The organism is Streptococcus sp. HMSC076H09, from assembly GCF_001811765.1.
GTDB lineage: Bacteria > Bacillota > Bacilli > Lactobacillales > Streptococcaceae > Streptococcus > Streptococcus agalactiae.
Genome location: NZ_KV806600.1, coordinates 104,622 through 121,668 on the forward strand (window position 1 = coordinate 104,622; position 17,047 = coordinate 121,668).

Annotated in this window: 16 protein-coding genes, 3 tRNA genes and 1 pseudogene (1 of these 20 running past the window's edge); 17 read left to right on the top strand and 3 right to left on the bottom strand. The window is 33.0% G+C overall.

Annotated elements, in window-relative coordinates; translation table 11 throughout:
• Together HMPREF2818_RS10240 and HMPREF2818_RS03585 are read right to left on the bottom strand one after the other, a co-directional pair.
• A tRNA-Asn gene (locus HMPREF2818_RS10240) sits at positions 1-39 on the bottom strand; it reaches 158 nt to the left of the window's first position.
• Between the two features lie 29 nt (positions 40-68).
• A tRNA-Glu gene (locus tag HMPREF2818_RS03585) sits at positions 69-140 on the bottom strand.
• 191 nt (positions 141-331) lie between these two features.
• Between HMPREF2818_RS03585 and HMPREF2818_RS03590 the strand changes: the two genes are divergently transcribed.
• A tRNA-Arg gene (locus HMPREF2818_RS03590) sits at positions 332-405 on the top strand.
• A gap of 71 nt (positions 406-476) precedes the next feature.
• On the opposite strand, the gene rlmH is transcribed toward HMPREF2818_RS03590, so the two are convergent.
• Positions 477-956, bottom strand: a complete 480-nt coding sequence (gene rlmH, locus HMPREF2818_RS03595; protein ID WP_000768335.1) for a 23S rRNA (pseudouridine(1915)-N(3))-methyltransferase RlmH — start codon at positions 954-956, stop codon at positions 477-479.
• A gap of 200 nt (positions 957-1,156) precedes the next feature.
• Here rlmH and HMPREF2818_RS03600 point away from each other — a divergent pair, with 200 nt between their 5' ends.
• The 16 genes and pseudogenes from HMPREF2818_RS03600 to HMPREF2818_RS03675 form a co-directional block, all read left to right on the top strand.
• Positions 1,157-2,386, top strand: a complete 1,230-nt coding sequence (locus HMPREF2818_RS03600; RefSeq protein ID WP_000728358.1) for a S1C family serine protease — start codon at positions 1,157-1,159, stop codon at positions 2,384-2,386.
• Positions 2,387-2,483: 97 nt separating this feature from the next.
• Complete coding sequence (locus tag HMPREF2818_RS03605) at positions 2,484-3,257, top strand: ParB/RepB/Spo0J family partition protein (protein ID WP_000456087.1); 774 nt, start codon at positions 2,484-2,486, stop codon at positions 3,255-3,257.
• Between the two features lie 198 nt (positions 3,258-3,455).
• Complete coding sequence (gene dnaA, locus HMPREF2818_RS03610; RefSeq protein WP_000138202.1) at positions 3,456-4,817, top strand: chromosomal replication initiator protein DnaA; 1,362 nt, start codon at positions 3,456-3,458, stop codon at positions 4,815-4,817.
• A 154-nt stretch (positions 4,818-4,971) separates the two neighbouring features.
• The gene (dnaN, locus tag HMPREF2818_RS03615; RefSeq protein WP_000581132.1) at positions 4,972-6,108 is read left to right on the top strand and encodes a DNA polymerase III subunit beta; all 1,137 of its coding nucleotides are present in this window, start codon (positions 4,972-4,974) and stop codon (positions 6,106-6,108) included.
• A gap of 57 nt (positions 6,109-6,165) precedes the next feature.
• Positions 6,166-7,059: a diacylglycerol/lipid kinase family protein gene (locus HMPREF2818_RS03620; protein WP_000987441.1), complete on the top strand. Its 894-nt coding sequence runs from the start codon at positions 6,166-6,168 to the stop codon at positions 7,057-7,059.
• A 9-nt stretch (positions 7,060-7,068) separates the two neighbouring features.
• A complete protein-coding gene (locus HMPREF2818_RS03625) occupies positions 7,069-7,266 on the top strand; it encodes a DUF951 domain-containing protein (protein ID WP_000285199.1) in 198 nt (65 codons plus the stop codon).
• Positions 7,267-7,431: 165 nt separating this feature from the next.
• Positions 7,432-7,671, top strand: coding sequence for a helix-turn-helix domain-containing protein (locus HMPREF2818_RS03630; protein WP_079254669.1), 240 nt, complete (start codon positions 7,432-7,434; stop codon positions 7,669-7,671).
• A 159-nt stretch (positions 7,672-7,830) separates the two neighbouring features.
• Complete coding sequence (gene ychF, locus HMPREF2818_RS03635; protein ID WP_001218687.1) at positions 7,831-8,946, top strand: redox-regulated ATPase YchF; 1,116 nt, start codon at positions 7,831-7,833, stop codon at positions 8,944-8,946.
• Between the two features lie 83 nt (positions 8,947-9,029).
• Positions 9,030-9,605, top strand: a complete 576-nt coding sequence (gene pth / locus HMPREF2818_RS03640; RefSeq protein ID WP_000240196.1) for an aminoacyl-tRNA hydrolase — start codon at positions 9,030-9,032, stop codon at positions 9,603-9,605.
• Positions 9,602-13,099 (top strand): transcription-repair coupling factor, encoded by a 3,498-nt coding sequence (mfd, locus tag HMPREF2818_RS03645; RefSeq protein WP_001021208.1) that lies wholly within the window; start codon positions 9,602-9,604, stop codon positions 13,097-13,099. The genes pth and mfd overlap by 4 nt, the downstream gene beginning before the upstream one ends.
• Positions 13,100-13,389: 290 nt before the next feature.
• Positions 13,390-13,662 (top strand): RNA-binding S4 domain-containing protein, encoded by a 273-nt coding sequence (locus HMPREF2818_RS03650; protein WP_001234967.1) that lies wholly within the window; start codon positions 13,390-13,392, stop codon positions 13,660-13,662.
• A complete protein-coding gene (locus HMPREF2818_RS03655; protein ID WP_000042845.1) occupies positions 13,649-14,020 on the top strand; it encodes a septum formation initiator family protein in 372 nt (123 codons plus the stop codon). The genes HMPREF2818_RS03650 and HMPREF2818_RS03655 overlap by 14 nt, the downstream gene beginning before the upstream one ends.
• Positions 14,021-14,022: 2 nt before the next feature.
• Positions 14,023-14,157, top strand: a complete 135-nt coding sequence (locus tag HMPREF2818_RS03660; RefSeq protein WP_001061058.1) for an SP_0009 family protein — start codon at positions 14,023-14,025, stop codon at positions 14,155-14,157.
• The gene (locus HMPREF2818_RS03665; RefSeq protein WP_000757205.1) at positions 14,157-15,443 is read left to right on the top strand and encodes a serine hydrolase; all 1,287 of its coding nucleotides are present in this window, start codon (positions 14,157-14,159) and stop codon (positions 15,441-15,443) included. The genes HMPREF2818_RS03660 and HMPREF2818_RS03665 overlap by 1 nt, the downstream gene beginning before the upstream one ends.
• Before the next feature lies 1 nt (position 15,444).
• Complete coding sequence (gene tilS / locus HMPREF2818_RS03670) at positions 15,445-16,719, top strand: tRNA lysidine(34) synthetase TilS (protein ID WP_000282856.1); 1,275 nt, start codon at positions 15,445-15,447, stop codon at positions 16,717-16,719.
• A gap of 4 nt (positions 16,720-16,723) precedes the next feature.
• Positions 16,724-17,017 (top strand): annotated as a pseudogene (locus tag HMPREF2818_RS03675) (phosphoribosyltransferase); the annotation flags it as partial.
• Between the last annotated feature and the right edge of the window lie 30 nt (positions 17,018-17,047).

Consider the following 17,047-nt stretch of genomic DNA (forward strand, 5'->3'; position numbering starts at 1 on the left):
TTAACAGTCATGCGCTACTACCAACTGAGCTATGCCGGATAAATAAAAAACTGCAAAGCAGTTATCAATAGTCCGTACGGGATTCGAACCCGTGTTACCGCCGTGAAAAGGCGGTGTCTTAACCCCTTGACCAACGGACCATAGGTTAGGTGTTTCCTTAGTACTCTTAATATTATATCAGAAAAAAAAGGTTTGTCTATACTTTTGTTCAATAATTTTTACAAAAAAATTGAACCTACTTATGAGCAAAAAAATATATTTCCAACTCATAAATAGTACATATGAAAACTTGACAGCCTGCCTAATATTTTGGTAGAATAACAGAGTTGATGGTTCCATAGCTCAGCTGGATAGAGCATTCGCCTTCTAAGCGAACGGTCGCAGGTTCGAATCCTGCTGGAATCAGATATTGAAAGCCTAGATAGATTATCTAGGCTTTTTATTTGTTTTTAGCAGTTGTTTCATAAATGGAACGATTATTTGTGGTAAGGAGTGCCTTGACGAATCATAAAAGCACGATAAATTTGTTCCATCAAGACTAATTTCATAAGTTGATGAGGTAAGGTTAACAGTCCAAAACTCATTAAATAATCAGCACGTTTTTTCACTTTTTGAGATAAACCCAAACTACCACCAATAACAAAAGTAATAGTAGAGTAGCCGGATATCATTTTTTGATCGATTAGATGGCTAAATGATTCAGATGGCAATTGTTTCCCTTCTATAGCTAAACCAATGACATAATCCCTCTCACCTATTTTACTCAAAATACGTTCCCCTTCTATATCTAAAATTCTTTGATTTTCAGATATACTAGCTTTATCAGGTGTCTTTTCATCAGCTAGCTCAATTGTCTCAATTTTAGAAAAGCGATTCAGACGTTTCTGATACTCTGCAACACCTTCTTTAAGGTATTTCTCTTTCAATTTTCCAACTGTAATTATTTTTAATTTCATAGCTACATTATAACATAATCCACAATATTTTCACAATTTATCCACATGTTTATCCTTACATATCCCCTTATTTTATAGGTATTCTATAACTATAATCAAGGTTATCCACAAGTTGTGGATATTTCCTTTTTTTAGCTTTTAAGGTATAATTAAGAAGCTTGTCATAAGATTAGTATAAAAATTTACGGAGGTAGCTATTTGTGAAAAAAAAATTAGTCTCATCACTTCTAAAGTGTTCTCTAATCATTATTGTTAGCTTTGCTGGTGGAGCATTTGCTAGTTTTGTCATGAATCATAATGACAATATTCCAAATGGTGGTGTCACTAAAACTAGTAAAGTAAATTATAATAACATAACGCCTACAACAAAAGCTGTTAAAAAGGTACAAAATAGTGTTGTTTCTGTTATCAATTATAAACAACAAGAGAGTCGTTCTGACCTATCAGACTTCTATAGTCATTTTTTTGGTAATCAGGGGGGCAACACTGATAAGGGCTTACAAGTTTACGGTGAAGGCTCTGGAGTCATCTATAAAAAAGATGGTAAAAATGCCTATGTTGTCACTAATAACCACGTCATTGATGGGGCTAAACAAATTGAAATTCAACTAGCTGATGGCTCAAAAGCAGTTGGGAAACTTGTTGGGTCAGATACCTACTCTGATTTAGCCGTCGTCAAAATTCCATCAGATAAGGTTTCAAATATTGCAGAATTTGCTGATTCATCAAAACTCAACATTGGTGAAACTGCTATAGCGATCGGAAGCCCTCTTGGAACTGAGTATGCAAATTCTGTAACTCAAGGTATTGTATCTAGTTTAAAAAGAACTGTAACAATGACTAATGAAGAAGGACAAACAGTTTCTACAAATGCTATCCAGACTGATGCTGCTATCAATCCTGGTAATTCAGGTGGAGCACTTATCAATATTGAAGGACAGGTTATTGGAATTAATTCTAGTAAAATTTCTTCTACATCAAATCAAACCTCAGGACAATCGTCAGGAAATAGCGTTGAAGGTATGGGATTTGCCATTCCTTCAAATGATGTTGTTAAGATTATCAATCAACTTGAGAGTAACGGACAAGTAGAGAGACCTGCTCTAGGTATTTCTATGGCTGGATTAAGTAATTTACCATCCGATGTTATTAGTAAACTGAAAATCCCAAGTAATGTTACTAATGGTATTGTAGTAGCATCTATCCAATCTGGCATGCCAGCTCAAGGCAAACTAAAGAAATACGATGTCATTACTAAAGTTGACGATAAAGAAGTAGTATCTCCAAGTGATTTACAAAGTTTACTCTATGGCCACCAGGTAGGGGATTCCATAACAGTAACCTTTTATCGTGGTGAAAATAAACAAACAGTCACTATAAAACTTACTAAAACTAGTAAAGATTTAGCTAAACAACGAGCAAATAACTAAATCAATTCTAGTTATTTTAACTAAGATATAGTAAAATTAAAGGGGTTGGTCAGATAGACCAATCCCTTTAGTAAGTCTATAGAATCTGAGGTCTAAAATGGAATATTTAGAAACGATCAACATCAATCATATTGCTCCAAATCCGTATCAACCTCGCCTAGAATTTAATACAAAAGAACTAGAAGAATTAGCCAACTCTATTAAAATTAATGGCCTTATCCAACCCATTATTGTAAGACCGTCAGCAGTCTTTGGTTACGAACTGGTAGCCGGAGAACGACGGCTAAGAGCCGCAAAGTTAGCTAAATTGGAAAGTATACCTGCAATTATAAAATCCTATAATAATGATGATAGTATGCAATTAGCTATTGTCGAAAATTTACAACGATCTAATTTGTCACCTATTGAAGAGGCTAAAGCCTACTCTCAACTTCTACAAAAGAAAAGTATGACACATGAAGAGTTAGCAAAATATATGGGAAAATCTCGTCCCTATATATCAAATACGATACGACTACTAAATTTACCGCCACTAATTACTTCAGCTATTGAAGAAGGAAAACTTTCCTCTGGTCATGCGCGTGCACTACTCAGTCTACCAGATGCTAGTCAACAGAAAGATTGGTATCAGAGAATCCTCACTGAAGATATTAGTGTAAGACGACTAGAGAAGTTATTAAAACAAGAAAAGAAAACAAATCATAAGTCACTTCAAAATAAAGATGTCTTTCTAAAACATCAAGAAAATGAGTTAGCTCAATTTCTAGGTAGCAAAGTGAAACTTACTATTAATAAAGATGGTGCTGGCAATATAAAGATTGCTTTCGCTAACCAAGAAGAATTAAACAGAATTATCAACACTCTAAAATAAGGGTGTTGATTATTTTTTTATTTAATCAAACTTATCCACAAGGTATTTTGCTATTTTTCTGTTGATTCTCTAATTTCCACAGTCTGTGGAAAACTTTAATTAACATTGTTGATTTTATTCTTCAACATCTGTGGAAAACTTTATTTTTTTATGGTACAATATAACAATAATTATCCACAAGACAATAAGGAAGAAGCTATGACGGAAAACGAACAACTATTTTGGAATAGAGTACTAGAGCTATCTCGTTCTCAAATAGCACCAGCAGCTTATGAATTTTTTGTTCTAGAGGCTAGACTCCTCAAAATTGAACATCAAACTGCAGTTATTACTTTAGATAACATTGAAATGAAAAAGCTATTCTGGGAACAAAATTTGGGGCCTGTTATCCTAACAGCTGGTTTTGAAATTTTCAATGCTGAAATTACAGCTAACTATGTCTCAAACGATTTACATTTACAAGAAACTAGTTTTTCTAACTACCAGCAATCTAGCAATGAAGTAAATACTTTACCAATTAGAAAAATCGACTCTAACCTTAAAGAGAAATATACTTTTGCTAATTTTGTTCAAGGAGATGAAAATAGATGGGCTGTTTCAGCATCAATTGCTGTAGCTGATAGTCCTGGCACGACTTATAATCCTCTATTTATCTGGGGGGGACCTGGTCTAGGAAAGACGCATCTACTAAATGCTATTGGAAATCAAGTCTTAAGAGATAATCCAAACGCGAGGGTTTTATACATCACTGCTGAGAATTTTATTAATGAATTTGTCAGTCATATTCGTTTAGATTCGATGGAAGAATTAAAAGAAAAGTTTCGCAACTTAGACTTACTCCTGATTGATGATATTCAGTCGCTTGCTAAGAAAACCTTAGGGGGGACCCAAGAGGAGTTCTTCAATACTTTCAATGCTTTACATACAAACGATAAACAAATCGTATTGACCAGTGACCGAAATCCAAATCAATTAAATGATCTAGAAGAACGTCTAGTCACGCGCTTTAGTTGGGGACTCCCAGTAAATATCACACCACCTGATTTTGAAACACGAGTTGCTATTTTAACCAATAAAATTCAAGAATATCCTTATGATTTTCCTCAAGATACCATTGAATACTTAGCAGGAGAATTTGATTCCAACGTACGTGAATTAGAAGGAGCCTTGAAAAATATTAGTCTAGTTGCTGACTTTAAGCATGCTAAAACTATTACAGTAGATATAGCTGCAGAAGCTATCAGAGCACGTAAAAATGATGGTCCTATTGTTACTGTCATTCCTATAGAAGAAATTCAAATACAAGTTGGTAAATTCTATGGCGTAACTGTAAAAGAGATAAAAGCAACTAAAAGAACACAAGATATTGTCCTTGCAAGACAGGTAGCCATGTACTTAGCTCGTGAGATGACAGATAACAGTCTCCCAAAAATAGGTAAAGAATTTGGGGGACGAGATCACTCAACTGTTCTCCACGCTTATAATAAAATAAAAAATATGGTTGCTCAAGATGACAACTTACGAATTGAGATAGAAACTATCAAAAATAAAATCAGATAGGCTTTGTGGATAAGTATCAGAAAAATACGAGACTTTTCCACAGGTTGTGAACAAGTTATTTTCCTTATGAATATTAAAGTTATAATACTTATTCACAACTTTAACAGGACCTACTATTACTACTAAATTTATACTAATATATAAAGGATATACTATGATTCATTTTTCAATAAATAAAAATTTCTTCTTGCATGCTCTAACGGTAACCAAACGAGCTATTAGTCATAAAAATGCGATTCCAATCCTTTCAACTGTTAAAATAGAAGTGACTAGGGATGCTATCATTTTAACGGGGTCAAATGGACAAATTTCAATTGAAAATACTATTCCTGCTTCAAATGAAAATGCAGGTTTACTAGTAACGAATCCAGGCTCTATTTTGTTAGAAGCTGGTTTCTTTATTAATATTATTTCAAGTTTACCAGATGTAACTTTAGAATTTACAGAGATTGAACAACATCAAATTGTTCTTACTAGTGGAAAATCAGAGATTACTTTGAAAGGTAAGGATGTCGATCAATACCCTCGTCTGCAGGAAATGACAACAGATACTCCATTAACATTAGAAACTAAACTGTTAAAATCAATTATTAATGAAACTGCTTTTGCTGCTAGCCAACAAGAAAGCCGTCCAATCTTAACAGGTGTTCATTTGGTTATCAGTCAAAATAAATACTTTAAGGCTGTTGCGACAGATTCACACCGTATGAGTCAACGCACTTTCCAATTAGAGAAATCGGCTAATAATTTTGATTTGGTTGTTCCAAGTAAATCCCTTCGAGAATTTTCGGCTGTTTTTACAGATGATATTGAAACTGTAGAGGTTTTCTTCTCAGATAGTCAAATGTTATTTAGAAGTGAAAATATCAGCTTCTATACACGTTTGCTTGAAGGAAACTACCCTGATACTGATCGCCTCCTAACTAATCAGTTTGAAACCGAAATTATCTTTAATACAAATGCTTTACGCCATGCTATGGAACGTGCTTATTTAATTTCGAATGCAACTCAGAACGGTACTGTTCGTTTAGAAATTCAAAATGAGACAGTCTCAGCTCATGTAAACTCTCCAGAAGTTGGTAAAGTTAATGAGGAATTGGATACTGTTAGTCTTAAAGGTGATAGTTTAAATATTAGCTTTAATCCAACTTACCTAATTGAATCTTTAAAAGCAGTAAAAAGCGAAACAGTTACGATTCGATTTATTTCTCCAGTACGTCCATTTACTTTGACACCTGGTGAAGATACTGAAGATTTCATCCAATTAATAACTCCTGTTCGTACTAACTAAATAAGAAAACTACCCAAGTTATTCTTGGGTAGTTTTCTTATTCTAAGATATGCTATAATGATGAGTAATATGACTCTATATATAATAGCTAACCCCCATGCTGGTAATAAAAATGCCTCCACTATTGTTGGTAAAATTCAGGAGCTTTATCATACTGAAGATATTTCTGTGTTCTATACAGAACAGAAAGATGATGAAAAAAAACAAGTCATTAATATACTAAGGTCTTTTAAAGAAAGTGATCATCTAATGATTATAGGAGGAGATGGTACCTTATCAAAAGTAATGACTTATCTCCCCCAACATATTCCGTGCGCTTATTATCCTGTTGGTTCGGGAAATGATTTTGCCAGAGCTTTGAAAATTCCTAACCTCAAAGAAACCCTTACCGCTATTCAGACAGAAAGATTAAAGGAAATTAATTGCTTTATTTATGATAAAGGGCTGATTTTGAATAGTTTAGATTTAGGTTTTGCAGCCTATGTCGTTTGGAAAGCATCTAACTCTAAAATAAAAAATATTTTGAATAGATATCGTCTAGGAAAAATAACTTACATTGTTATAGCTATCAAATCATTATTACATTCTTCTAAAGTACAAGTATTAGTGGAAGGAGAGACAGGACAGCAGATAAAACTAAATGACCTTTATTTTTTCGCATTAGCAAATAACACTTATTTTGGAGGTGGCATTACTATTTGGCCTAAAGCAAGTGCTTTAACTGCAGAGTTAGATATGGTTTACGCTAAAGGGCATACTTTTCTAAAACGATTAAGTATTTTATTATCTTTGGTTTTTAAAAGGCATACTACCTCTAAAAGTATAAAACACCAGACTTTCAAAGCTATGACCGTATATTTTCCTAAAAATAGTTTGATTGAAATAGATGGCGAAATAGTTGAGTTAGATCAGATTAGTTTAAAATGTCAAAAAAGGTATTTATATATGTAAGGAGAAAAGATGTATCAAGTTGGATCACTTGTTGAAATGAAAAAACCTCATGCTTGTGTAATTAAAGAAACTGGTAAAAAGGCTAATCAATGGAAGGTACTGAGAGTAGGAGCTGATATTAAAATTCAGTGTACTAACTGTCAGCATGTGATTATGATGAGTCGTTATGATTTTGAGCGAAAATTAAAAAAAGTACTGCAACCATGAAAGTCCTTTTAAACAAATAATTATAGCTATATTTGCAACCAATACTTTCCTAAATAATGCTAGTATGCCGTTGGAAAATTAGCTATTCTAATGTTATCGAAAGAAGAAAGGTGGTCATTGACAATGACGAAAGTTGCAGAACAGTTATTTATTTTTCGGTAAGTCATATCAAAATGGGAAAATGGGGATACCACACCAGATTTGGATAATTTAATCAGGTTAGCTGAGATTTTTGACGTGAGCTTAGATGAACATGTTTTAGCTAAAACAAATGAAGTTAAAGTTGAACGTATTTATGAAAATAAACCCCTTGATCTACGAAAATACAATAAAATTTATTGGTTTATTTTTCGAAATATTATTCGATCTCTACTAATTATTTTAGCTATATTAACTTTCTTATAAGCTCTAGGTATTCCCTTTGTTTCGGAGTGGATAATTTAAATGAAGGTGAAAGAGTGGCATAATGATAAGCAAATCTGAAATTTTCTTCTTATCATACCGCTTTTTCTTCTATTTTTTGATATAATAGTCTTGATTGAAATTTGAATGGAGACTCACTAAATGGCTTTAACAGCAGGTATTGTAGGCTTACCAAATGTTGGTAAATCAACTTTATTTAACGCAATTACAAAAGCAGGAGCAGAAGCTGCTAATTATCCTTTTGCGACTATTGATCCCAATGTTGGTATGGTAGAAGTACCAGATGAGCGTCTACAAAAATTGACAGAATTGATTACGCCTAAAAAAACAGTTCCGACAACCTTTGAATTTACTGATATTGCAGGTATTGTTAAAGGTGCTTCGAAGGGGGAAGGTCTAGGTAATAAATTTTTAGCTAATATTCGTGAAGTGGATGCTATTGTTCATGTGGTACGTGCGTTTGATGATGAAAATGTTATGCGTGAACAAGGTCGTGAGGATGCTTTCGTTGATCCTATAGCAGATATTGATACTATTAATCTTGAATTAATCTTAGCTGATTTAGAGTCAATCAATAAACGTTATGCGCGTGTTGAAAAAATGGCACGAACTCAAAAAGATAAAGAATCAGTAGCAGAGTTCAATGTTTTACAAAAGATTAAACCTGTTTTGGAAGATGGGAAATCAGCTCGTACCATTGAGTTTACAGAAGAGGAAGCAAAAGTTGTTAAAGGTCTTTTTTTATTAACAACTAAACCTGTTTTATATGTTGCTAATGTTGATGAGGACAAAGTAGCTGATCCTGATGATATCGACTATGTTAATCAAATTCGTGCATTTGCAGAAACAGAGAATGCAGAAGTAGTCGTGATTTCTGCTCGAGCTGAAGAAGAAATATCTGAACTTGATGATGAAGATAAGTTAGAATTTTTAGAAGCTATTGGATTAACAGAATCTGGTGTTGATAAATTAACACGAGCTGCTTATCATCTTTTAGGCCTTGGAACTTACTTTACTGCTGGTGAAAAAGAGGTTCGCGCTTGGACGTTTAAGCGTGGTATAAAAGCTCCACAAGCTGCTAGTATTATCCATTCAGATTTTGAAAGAGGTTTTATTCGTGCAGTAACGATGTCATATGATGACCTTATTCAATATGGATCTGAAAAAGCAGTAAAAGAAGCTGGCCGGTTACGTGAAGAAGGAAAAGAGTATATTGTTCAAGATGGCGATATCATGGAATTCCGTTTCAATGTCTAGTAATAAATAATCGATTTGTTAACTTTTAGGTTAAGGATATTGTTAATATCCTTAACCATTTTTGCGTTTTAATGGAGAAGATAATGGTAAAAATGATTGTTGGATTAGGAAATCCAGGAAGTAAATATAATGATACAAAACATAATATTGGATTTATGGCTGTTGACAGAATTGTAAAAGACCTTGACGTCAACTTTACAGAAGATAAAAATTTTAAAGCAGAGATAGGTAGTGATTTTATCAACGGTGAAAAAATTTATTTTATCAAACCGACTACTTTTATGAATAACAGTGGTATTGCTGTAAAAGCCCTGCTTACTTACTACAACATTTCTATTAAGGATATGATTATCATATATGATGATTTAGACATGGAAGTCGGTAAAATACGTTTTCGTCAAAAAGGATCTGCTGGGGGACATAATGGTATCAAGTCTATTATTGCTCATTTAGGTACTCAAGAATTTGATCGTATTAAAGTAGGTATAGGACGTCCGAATGGACGTATGACAGTTATTAATCATGTTCTAGGGAAATTTGATAAAAATGATGAAATTATGATATTAAATACCCTTGATAAGGTTGACAATGCTGTCAATTATTATTTACAGACGAATGATTTTCAAAAAACAATGCAGAAATACAACGGTTTAAAATGAATATTATAGAATTATTTAGCCAAAATAAAGTGGTGTGGACATGGCACTCTGGATTAGTAACTAATAGTCGCCAATTAGTTATGGGGTTTTCAGGAGCAAGTAAAGCTATTGCCATAGCATCAGCCTACGAGAAGTTATCTAAAAAAATTATGGTAGTCACTGCCACTCAAACCGATTCTGATAAATTATCAAGTGATATATCAAGTTTAATTGGAGAAGATAACGTTTATCAATTTTTTGCTGATGACGTTCCTGCAGCAGAGTTTATTTTCTCTTCATTAGATAAATCAATTTCACGACTCAGTGCCCTGAGGTTTCTAAAAGATCCAGAAAAAAACGGTGTTTTGATTACTAGTATCAGTGGTTTAAGGTTACTATTACCAAATCCGGAAGTTTTCTCGAAAAGTCAATATAAGTTTGAAATCGGTCAAGAATGTTATTTAGATAAATTGTGTAAGAACCTAGTCAATTTAGGTTATCAGAAAGTTTCTCAAGTATTTAGTCCTGGTGAATTTAGCCAAAGAGGAGATATTTTAGATATTTTTGAGATGACACAAGAATATCCTTATCGCTTGGAATTCTTCGGAGATGAAATAGATGGCATCAGGCAGTTTGATATTGACACTCAAAAGTCTCTTAAACAATTAGAGTCAGTACAGATTTCGCCAGCAGATGATATTATTTTACAAGATGCAGATTTCGAGCGTGCAAAGAAAAAACTTGAGGGCTATCTAGTAACAGCTAGTGAGGTACAACGCACCTATTTGAGCGAGGTTTTATCTACAACTGAGAATCATTTTAAGCACTCAGATATTCGTCGTTTTCTAAGTATCTTTTATGAAAAAGAATGGGGAATATTAGACTATATTCCTGAGGGAACTCCACTTTTTGTTGATGATTTTCAAAAAATTGTAGATCGAAATGCTAAGTTAGATTTAGAAATAGCTAGCCTTCTGACGGAAGATTTACAACAAGGCAAGTCTCATTCTAGTTTGAACTATTTTTCAGATCCTTATAAGCAATTAAGACAATACCAACCAGCAACCTTCTTTTCAAATTTCCACAAAGGATTAGGAAATCTGAAATTTGATAAACTTCATCATTTTACTCAATATGGAATGCAAGAATTTTTTAATCAATTTCCATTGTTGGTCGATGAAATCAATCGTTATAAGAAATCTGGAGCGACAGTACTGTTGCAAGTAGATTCTCAAAAAGGTTTAAATCTCCTTCAAGAAAATTTAAAAGAATATGGGTTAGATTTAATCATTTCAGATAAAAACGATATCGTTCAAAAGGAGTCACAACTTATTGTTGGGCATCTTTCAAATGGTTTTTATTTTGCAGATGAGAAAATTGTTCTGATTACTGAACGTGAGATTTATCATAGGCGTGTTAAAAGGAAAATTAGACGCAGTAATATTAGTAATGCAGAACGTCTAAAAGATTATAATGAACTTTCAGTTGGCGATTATGTTGTTCATAATGTTCATGGCGTAGGAAAATTTTTAGGTATTGAAACAATTGAGATACAAGGTATTCATCGTGATTATCTGACTATTCAATATCAAAATGCTGATCGTATCTCTATCCCCGTAGAACAAATTGAACTTCTAACAAAATATGTCTCTGCAGATGGCAAAGAGCCTAAAATTAATACGTTAAATGATGGTCGCTTCAAAAAAGCAAAACAGAGAGTTGCAAAGCAAGTAGAAGATATTGCTGATGATTTGTTGAAACTTTATGCAGAGCGTAGTCAATTACAAGGATTTGCATTTTCTCCTGACGATAATATGCAAAATGACTTTGATAATGATTTTGCATATGTAGAGACAGAGGATCAATTGCGGTCTATAAAAGAAATTAAACAGGATATGGAAGGTAATCGTCCGATGGATCGATTATTGGTTGGAGACGTTGGTTTTGGTAAGACAGAGGTTGCTATGCGTGCGGCTTTCAAAGCTGTCAATGACCATAAACAAGTTGTTGTTTTAGTCCCAACAACAGTTCTAGCCCAGCAGCATTTTGAAAATTTTAAAGAACGTTTTAGCAATTATCCTGTTACAGTTGATGTACTTAGTCGTTTTCGTAGCAAAAAAGAACAAACAGATACACTAAAAAGATTATCTAAGGGCCAAGTTGATATTATTATTGGAACACATCGACTTCTCTCTCAAGATGTTGTATTTTCGGATTTAGGGTTAATAGTTATTGATGAGGAACAGCGATTTGGTGTAAAGCATAAAGAAAAGTTAAAAGAATTAAAAACAAAAGTTGATGTATTAACTTTGACAGCGACCCCAATACCTAGAACATTACATATGTCAATGCTTGGCATTAGAGACTTATCAGTCATTGAAACACCTCCAACTAATCGTTATCCTGTGCAGACTTACGTTTTGGAGACAAATCCTGGTTTAGTTAGAGAAGCTATTATTCGTGAGATAGACAGAGGAGGACAGGTTTTTTATGTTTACAATAAAGTTGACACTATTGATCAGAAAGTTTCAGAACTTCAGGAGTTAGTACCAGAAGCTAGTATTGGTTTTGTTCATGGTCAAATGTCTGAAATTCAATTAGAAAATACATTAATAGACTTTATCAATGGAGATTACGATGTTTTAGTTGCAACGACAATAATTGAGACAGGAGTCGATATTTCAAATGTTAATACCCTCTTTGTTGAAAATGCAGATCATATGGGCTTGTCAACCCTTTATCAATTAAGAGGCCGTGTGGGTAGAAGTAATCGCATTGCTTATGCTTACCTTATGTACAGACCTGATAAAGTTTTAACAGAAATTTCTGAGAAAAGACTAGATGCAATCAAAGGGTTTACAGAATTGGGATCTGGTTTTAAAATAGCGATGCGTGATTTATCTATACGTGGTGCAGGAAATATTTTAGGAGCTTCACAAAGTGGTTTTATTGATTCGGTTGGATTCGAGATGTATTCACAGCTTCTAGAGCAAGCGATTGCCACCAAACAAGGGAAATCATTAATTCGTCAAAAAGGTAATGCTGAATTAGCCTTACAAATTGACGCCTATTTACCAGCAGAATATATATCAGATGAGCGCCAAAAAATAGAAATATATAAGCGTATTCGTGAATTAGAAACTAGGGCTGATTATGAAGCCTTACAAGATGAGTTAATAGATCGTTTTGGAGAATATCCTGATCAAGTTGCATACCTTTTAGAAATAGGACTTTTAAAAGCTTATCTGGACCTTGCCTTTACTGAATTAGTAGAAAGAAAAGGTAATGAAATAAGCATCCTATTTGAAAAAGCATCTTTGAAGTATTTTTTAACTCAAGATTATTTTGAAGCACTATCAAAAACTCAACTTAAGGCTAGAATTAGCGAAACAAATGGTAAGATGGAAGTTGTTTTTAATATCAAACATAAGAAAAATTATGAAATTATTGAAGAACTTCTAAAATTTGCCGAATGTTTTATCGAGATTAAGTCACGTAAACCAGTAGAAGAATAACTAAGTGAAAAGTTGCAAGGAAATTTGGATACTCTTTTAGAAAATGTTTGGTTCAAGAAGAATAGTACGAGCAACATTATGTTTCACGTCAAACATCTCAACTTTTGAAAGACATAAATATTTTTAGAGGTTATTAAAATAGAAGTTTTTTACTTGATATTTGAGAGAATTAAGAGAGCTATTAGCTCTCTTTTTGTTACATTATATTGACAAATATTATCAGTTCAGATATTTTTCAAAAAAAATGCTAAAATAGTAGAGTTAATTTAGATAGAAGGATGTGATCATCAGTGAGATTAGACAAGTATCTAAAAGTGTCGCGTATCATTAAGCGTCGTCCCGTTGCTAAAGAAGTTGCAGACAAAGGACGTGTCAAGGTGAATGGCGTATTAGCAAAGTCATCAACTGACCTAAAGCTTAATGACCAAGTTGAAATTCGTTTTGGTAATAAATTGTTGACCGTTAAAGTATTAGAAATGAAAGATAGCACTAAGAAAGAAGATGCTATCAAAATGTATGAAATTATTAATGAAACAAGGATAGAAACAGATGAGCAAGCCTAATGTTGTTCAGTTAAATAATCAATATATTAACGATGAGAATCTAAAAAAACGTTACGAAGCTGAGGAGTTACGCCGAAAAAATCGTTTAATGGGTTGGGTTCTTATTTTTGTCATGCTTTTATTTATTTTACCCACTTATAATTTAGTTAAGAGTTACAGAACTTTACAAGAACGTCGTCAAGAAGTTGTAAAATTAACGAAAGACTATCAGACATTAACTAATAGAACTGAGAACCAGAAGTTGCTAGCAAAACAACTAAAAAATCCAGATTACGTTCAAAAATATGCTCGAGCTAAGTATTATTTCTCTAAGACCGGCGAAATGATTTACCCATTACCAGACCTTTTACCAAAATAATTATGAATAATTTAATTGAAACAATAGAACATTTTCTAGCCTACTCGGATGACAAACTAGAAGAATTAGCTGATAAGAACTATCAACTTAGGCAAACAATTGTAGAAAAAGAAAAGATTGAGAGCAGAGAAAAGTAATGAAGAAAGTTTTAACCTTCTTATTATGTAGCTTATATTTTGTATCAATCCCAGCTATAAGTACCGAGGAGCCATTAACGCTTTCTCAAAATAGACGATACGCCTTAACTCAGACAGTTGTGGATAAGGAAATGTATTTTGATGCTATTCCAGAGAGACCAACTACAAAAATTGAAATAAGCAGTTTTCAAGATGAAGCTTTAACCATAACAGGAGAGACTTTAGTTCCAAATACTTTATTGTCGATTGTTTCTCTTACAATTAATTCAAATGGAATTCCAGTATTTACTTTGTCCAATGGACAGTTCATAAAGGCTAGTCGTGAAGCTATTTTTAATGATTTAGTTTCTAAGCAGCAATCTGTCTCATTGGATTATTGGTTAAAACCTTCTTTTGTGACTTATGAAGCACCTTACACAAATGGTGTTAGTGAAGTTAAAAATAATTTAAAACCTTATTCCAGAGTGCATTTAGTAGAACAAGCAGAAACAGAACATGGTATTTATTATAAAACGGACAGTGGTTTTTGGATATCAGTAGAAGATCTATCGGTTGCTGATAATCGTATGGCTAAGGTTCAAGAAGTATTATTGGAAAAATATAATAAAGATAAATATGGTATATACATCAAACAATTAAATACACAGACAGTAGCTGGTATTAATATTGATAGGTCAATGTACTCTGCAAGTATTGCAAAATTAGCAACACTTTATGCTAGCCAAGAGCAAGTAAAATTAGGAAAACTGTCATTGGACAGCAAATTTGAATACAAAGATAATGTTAATCAATTTCCTAATAGCTATGATCCAAGTGGTAGTGGGAAATTAGAGAAAAAAGCTGATCATAAATTATATACCGTTAAGGAGTTACTTGAAGCAACTGCCAAGGAATCAGATAATGTTGCAACAAATATGCTAGGTTATTATGTCAATAATCAATATGATTCAATGTTTCAAACACAAGTAGACACAATTTCTGGTATGCACTGGGATATGAAAAAACGCCAGATTTCTCCACAAGCTGCGGGTAAAATGATGGAAGCAATTTATTATCAAAATGGAGATATTGTTAATTACCTATCAAAGACTGATTTTGATAATACAAGAATCCCTAAAAATATACCAGTTAAAGTAGCACATAAAATTGGAGATGCTTATGACTACAAACATGATGCGGCTATTGTTTATGCAGAACAACCTTTTATTATGATTATCTTTACGGATAAATCATCTTACGATGATATCACTAAGATTGCTGACGACGTTTACCAGGTTTTAAAATAATATGTATAACACTATTTTGAAAGATACCTTATCCAAAGGGTTATTTACCGCTCATCAGAAAGTTCTAATTGCTGTTTCTGGTGGCATTGATTCAATAAATTTGTTGCAATTTTTATACCAGTATCAAAAAGAGTTATCGATTAGTATTGGTATTGCACACATAAATCATGGACAGCGAAAAGAATCAGAAAAAGAAGAAGAATATATCAGACAGTGGGGACAGATACATGATGTCCCTGTCTTTATCTCTTATTTTCAAGGAATATTTTCAGAAGATAGAGCACGTAACCATCGCTACAATTTTTTTTCAAAAGTTATGCGTGAAGAAGGTTACACGGCTTTAGTAACAGCTCACCATGCTGATGATCAAGCTGAAACTGTATTTATGAGAATTTTAAGAGGAAGCAGGCTACGCTATTTATCAGGGATTAAGCAAGTGAGTGCTTTTGCAAACGGTCAATTGATTAGACCATTTCTTCCATATAAAAAGGAGTTATTACCAAATATTTTTCATTTTGAAGATGCTAGCAACGCTTCGTCTGATTATTTAAGAAATCGAATAAGAAACGTCTACTTTCCTGCTTTGGAAAGAGAAAATAATCAATTGAAAGATTCTCTCATAACTCTCTCTGAGGAAACAGAGTGTTTATTCACGGCTTTAACAGACCTAACAAGGAGCATCGAAGTAACAAACTGCTATGATTTTTTAAGGCAAACTCATTCTGTCCAAGAATTTTTATTGCAAGATTACATTAGCAAATTTCCAGATTTACAAGTGAGTAAAGAACAGTTCAGAGTAATATTAAAATTGATTAGAACTAAAGCCAATATTGACTATACTATTAAATCGGGCTATTTTCTTCATAAGGATTACGAGAGTTTTCATATTACAAAAATCCATCCTAAGACGGATAGTTTTAAGGTTGAAAAAAGATTAGAATTGCATAATATACAAATATTCTCACAATATTTATTTTCCTATGGAAAATTCATTTCTCAAGCAGACATTACTATTCCTATTTATGATACTTCTCCGATTATTTTAAGAAGAAGAAAAGAAGGGGATAGGATATTTTTAGGAAATCACACTAAAAAAATTCGCCGTCTATTTATTGATGAGAAAATAACTCTAAAAGAGAGAGAAGAAGCTGTTATTGGGGAGCAAAATAAAGAGTTGATATTTGTGATTGTTGCAGGTAGAACATATTTGAGAAAACCTTCTGAACATGATATAATGAAGGGCAAACTTTATATTGAAAATTTAGAAAAAAGGTGACATCATGCTTGAAAATGATATAAAAAAAGTTTTATATTCAGAAGAAGATATTATTCTGAAAACGAAAGAATTAGGAGCTAAATTAACTGCAGATTATGCAGGTAAGAATCCATTATTAGTAGGTGTATTAAAGGGGTCAGTGCCTTTTATGGCTGAGCTATTAAAGCATATTGATACACATGTTGAAATTGATTTTATGGTTGTTTCAAGCTATCATGGTGGTACAACTAGTAGTGGAGAAGTTAAAATTTTAAAAGATGTTGATACTAACATTGAAGGAAGAGATGTAATCTTTATTAGACTTCCTGCGAAACTAAAATCCTAGTTC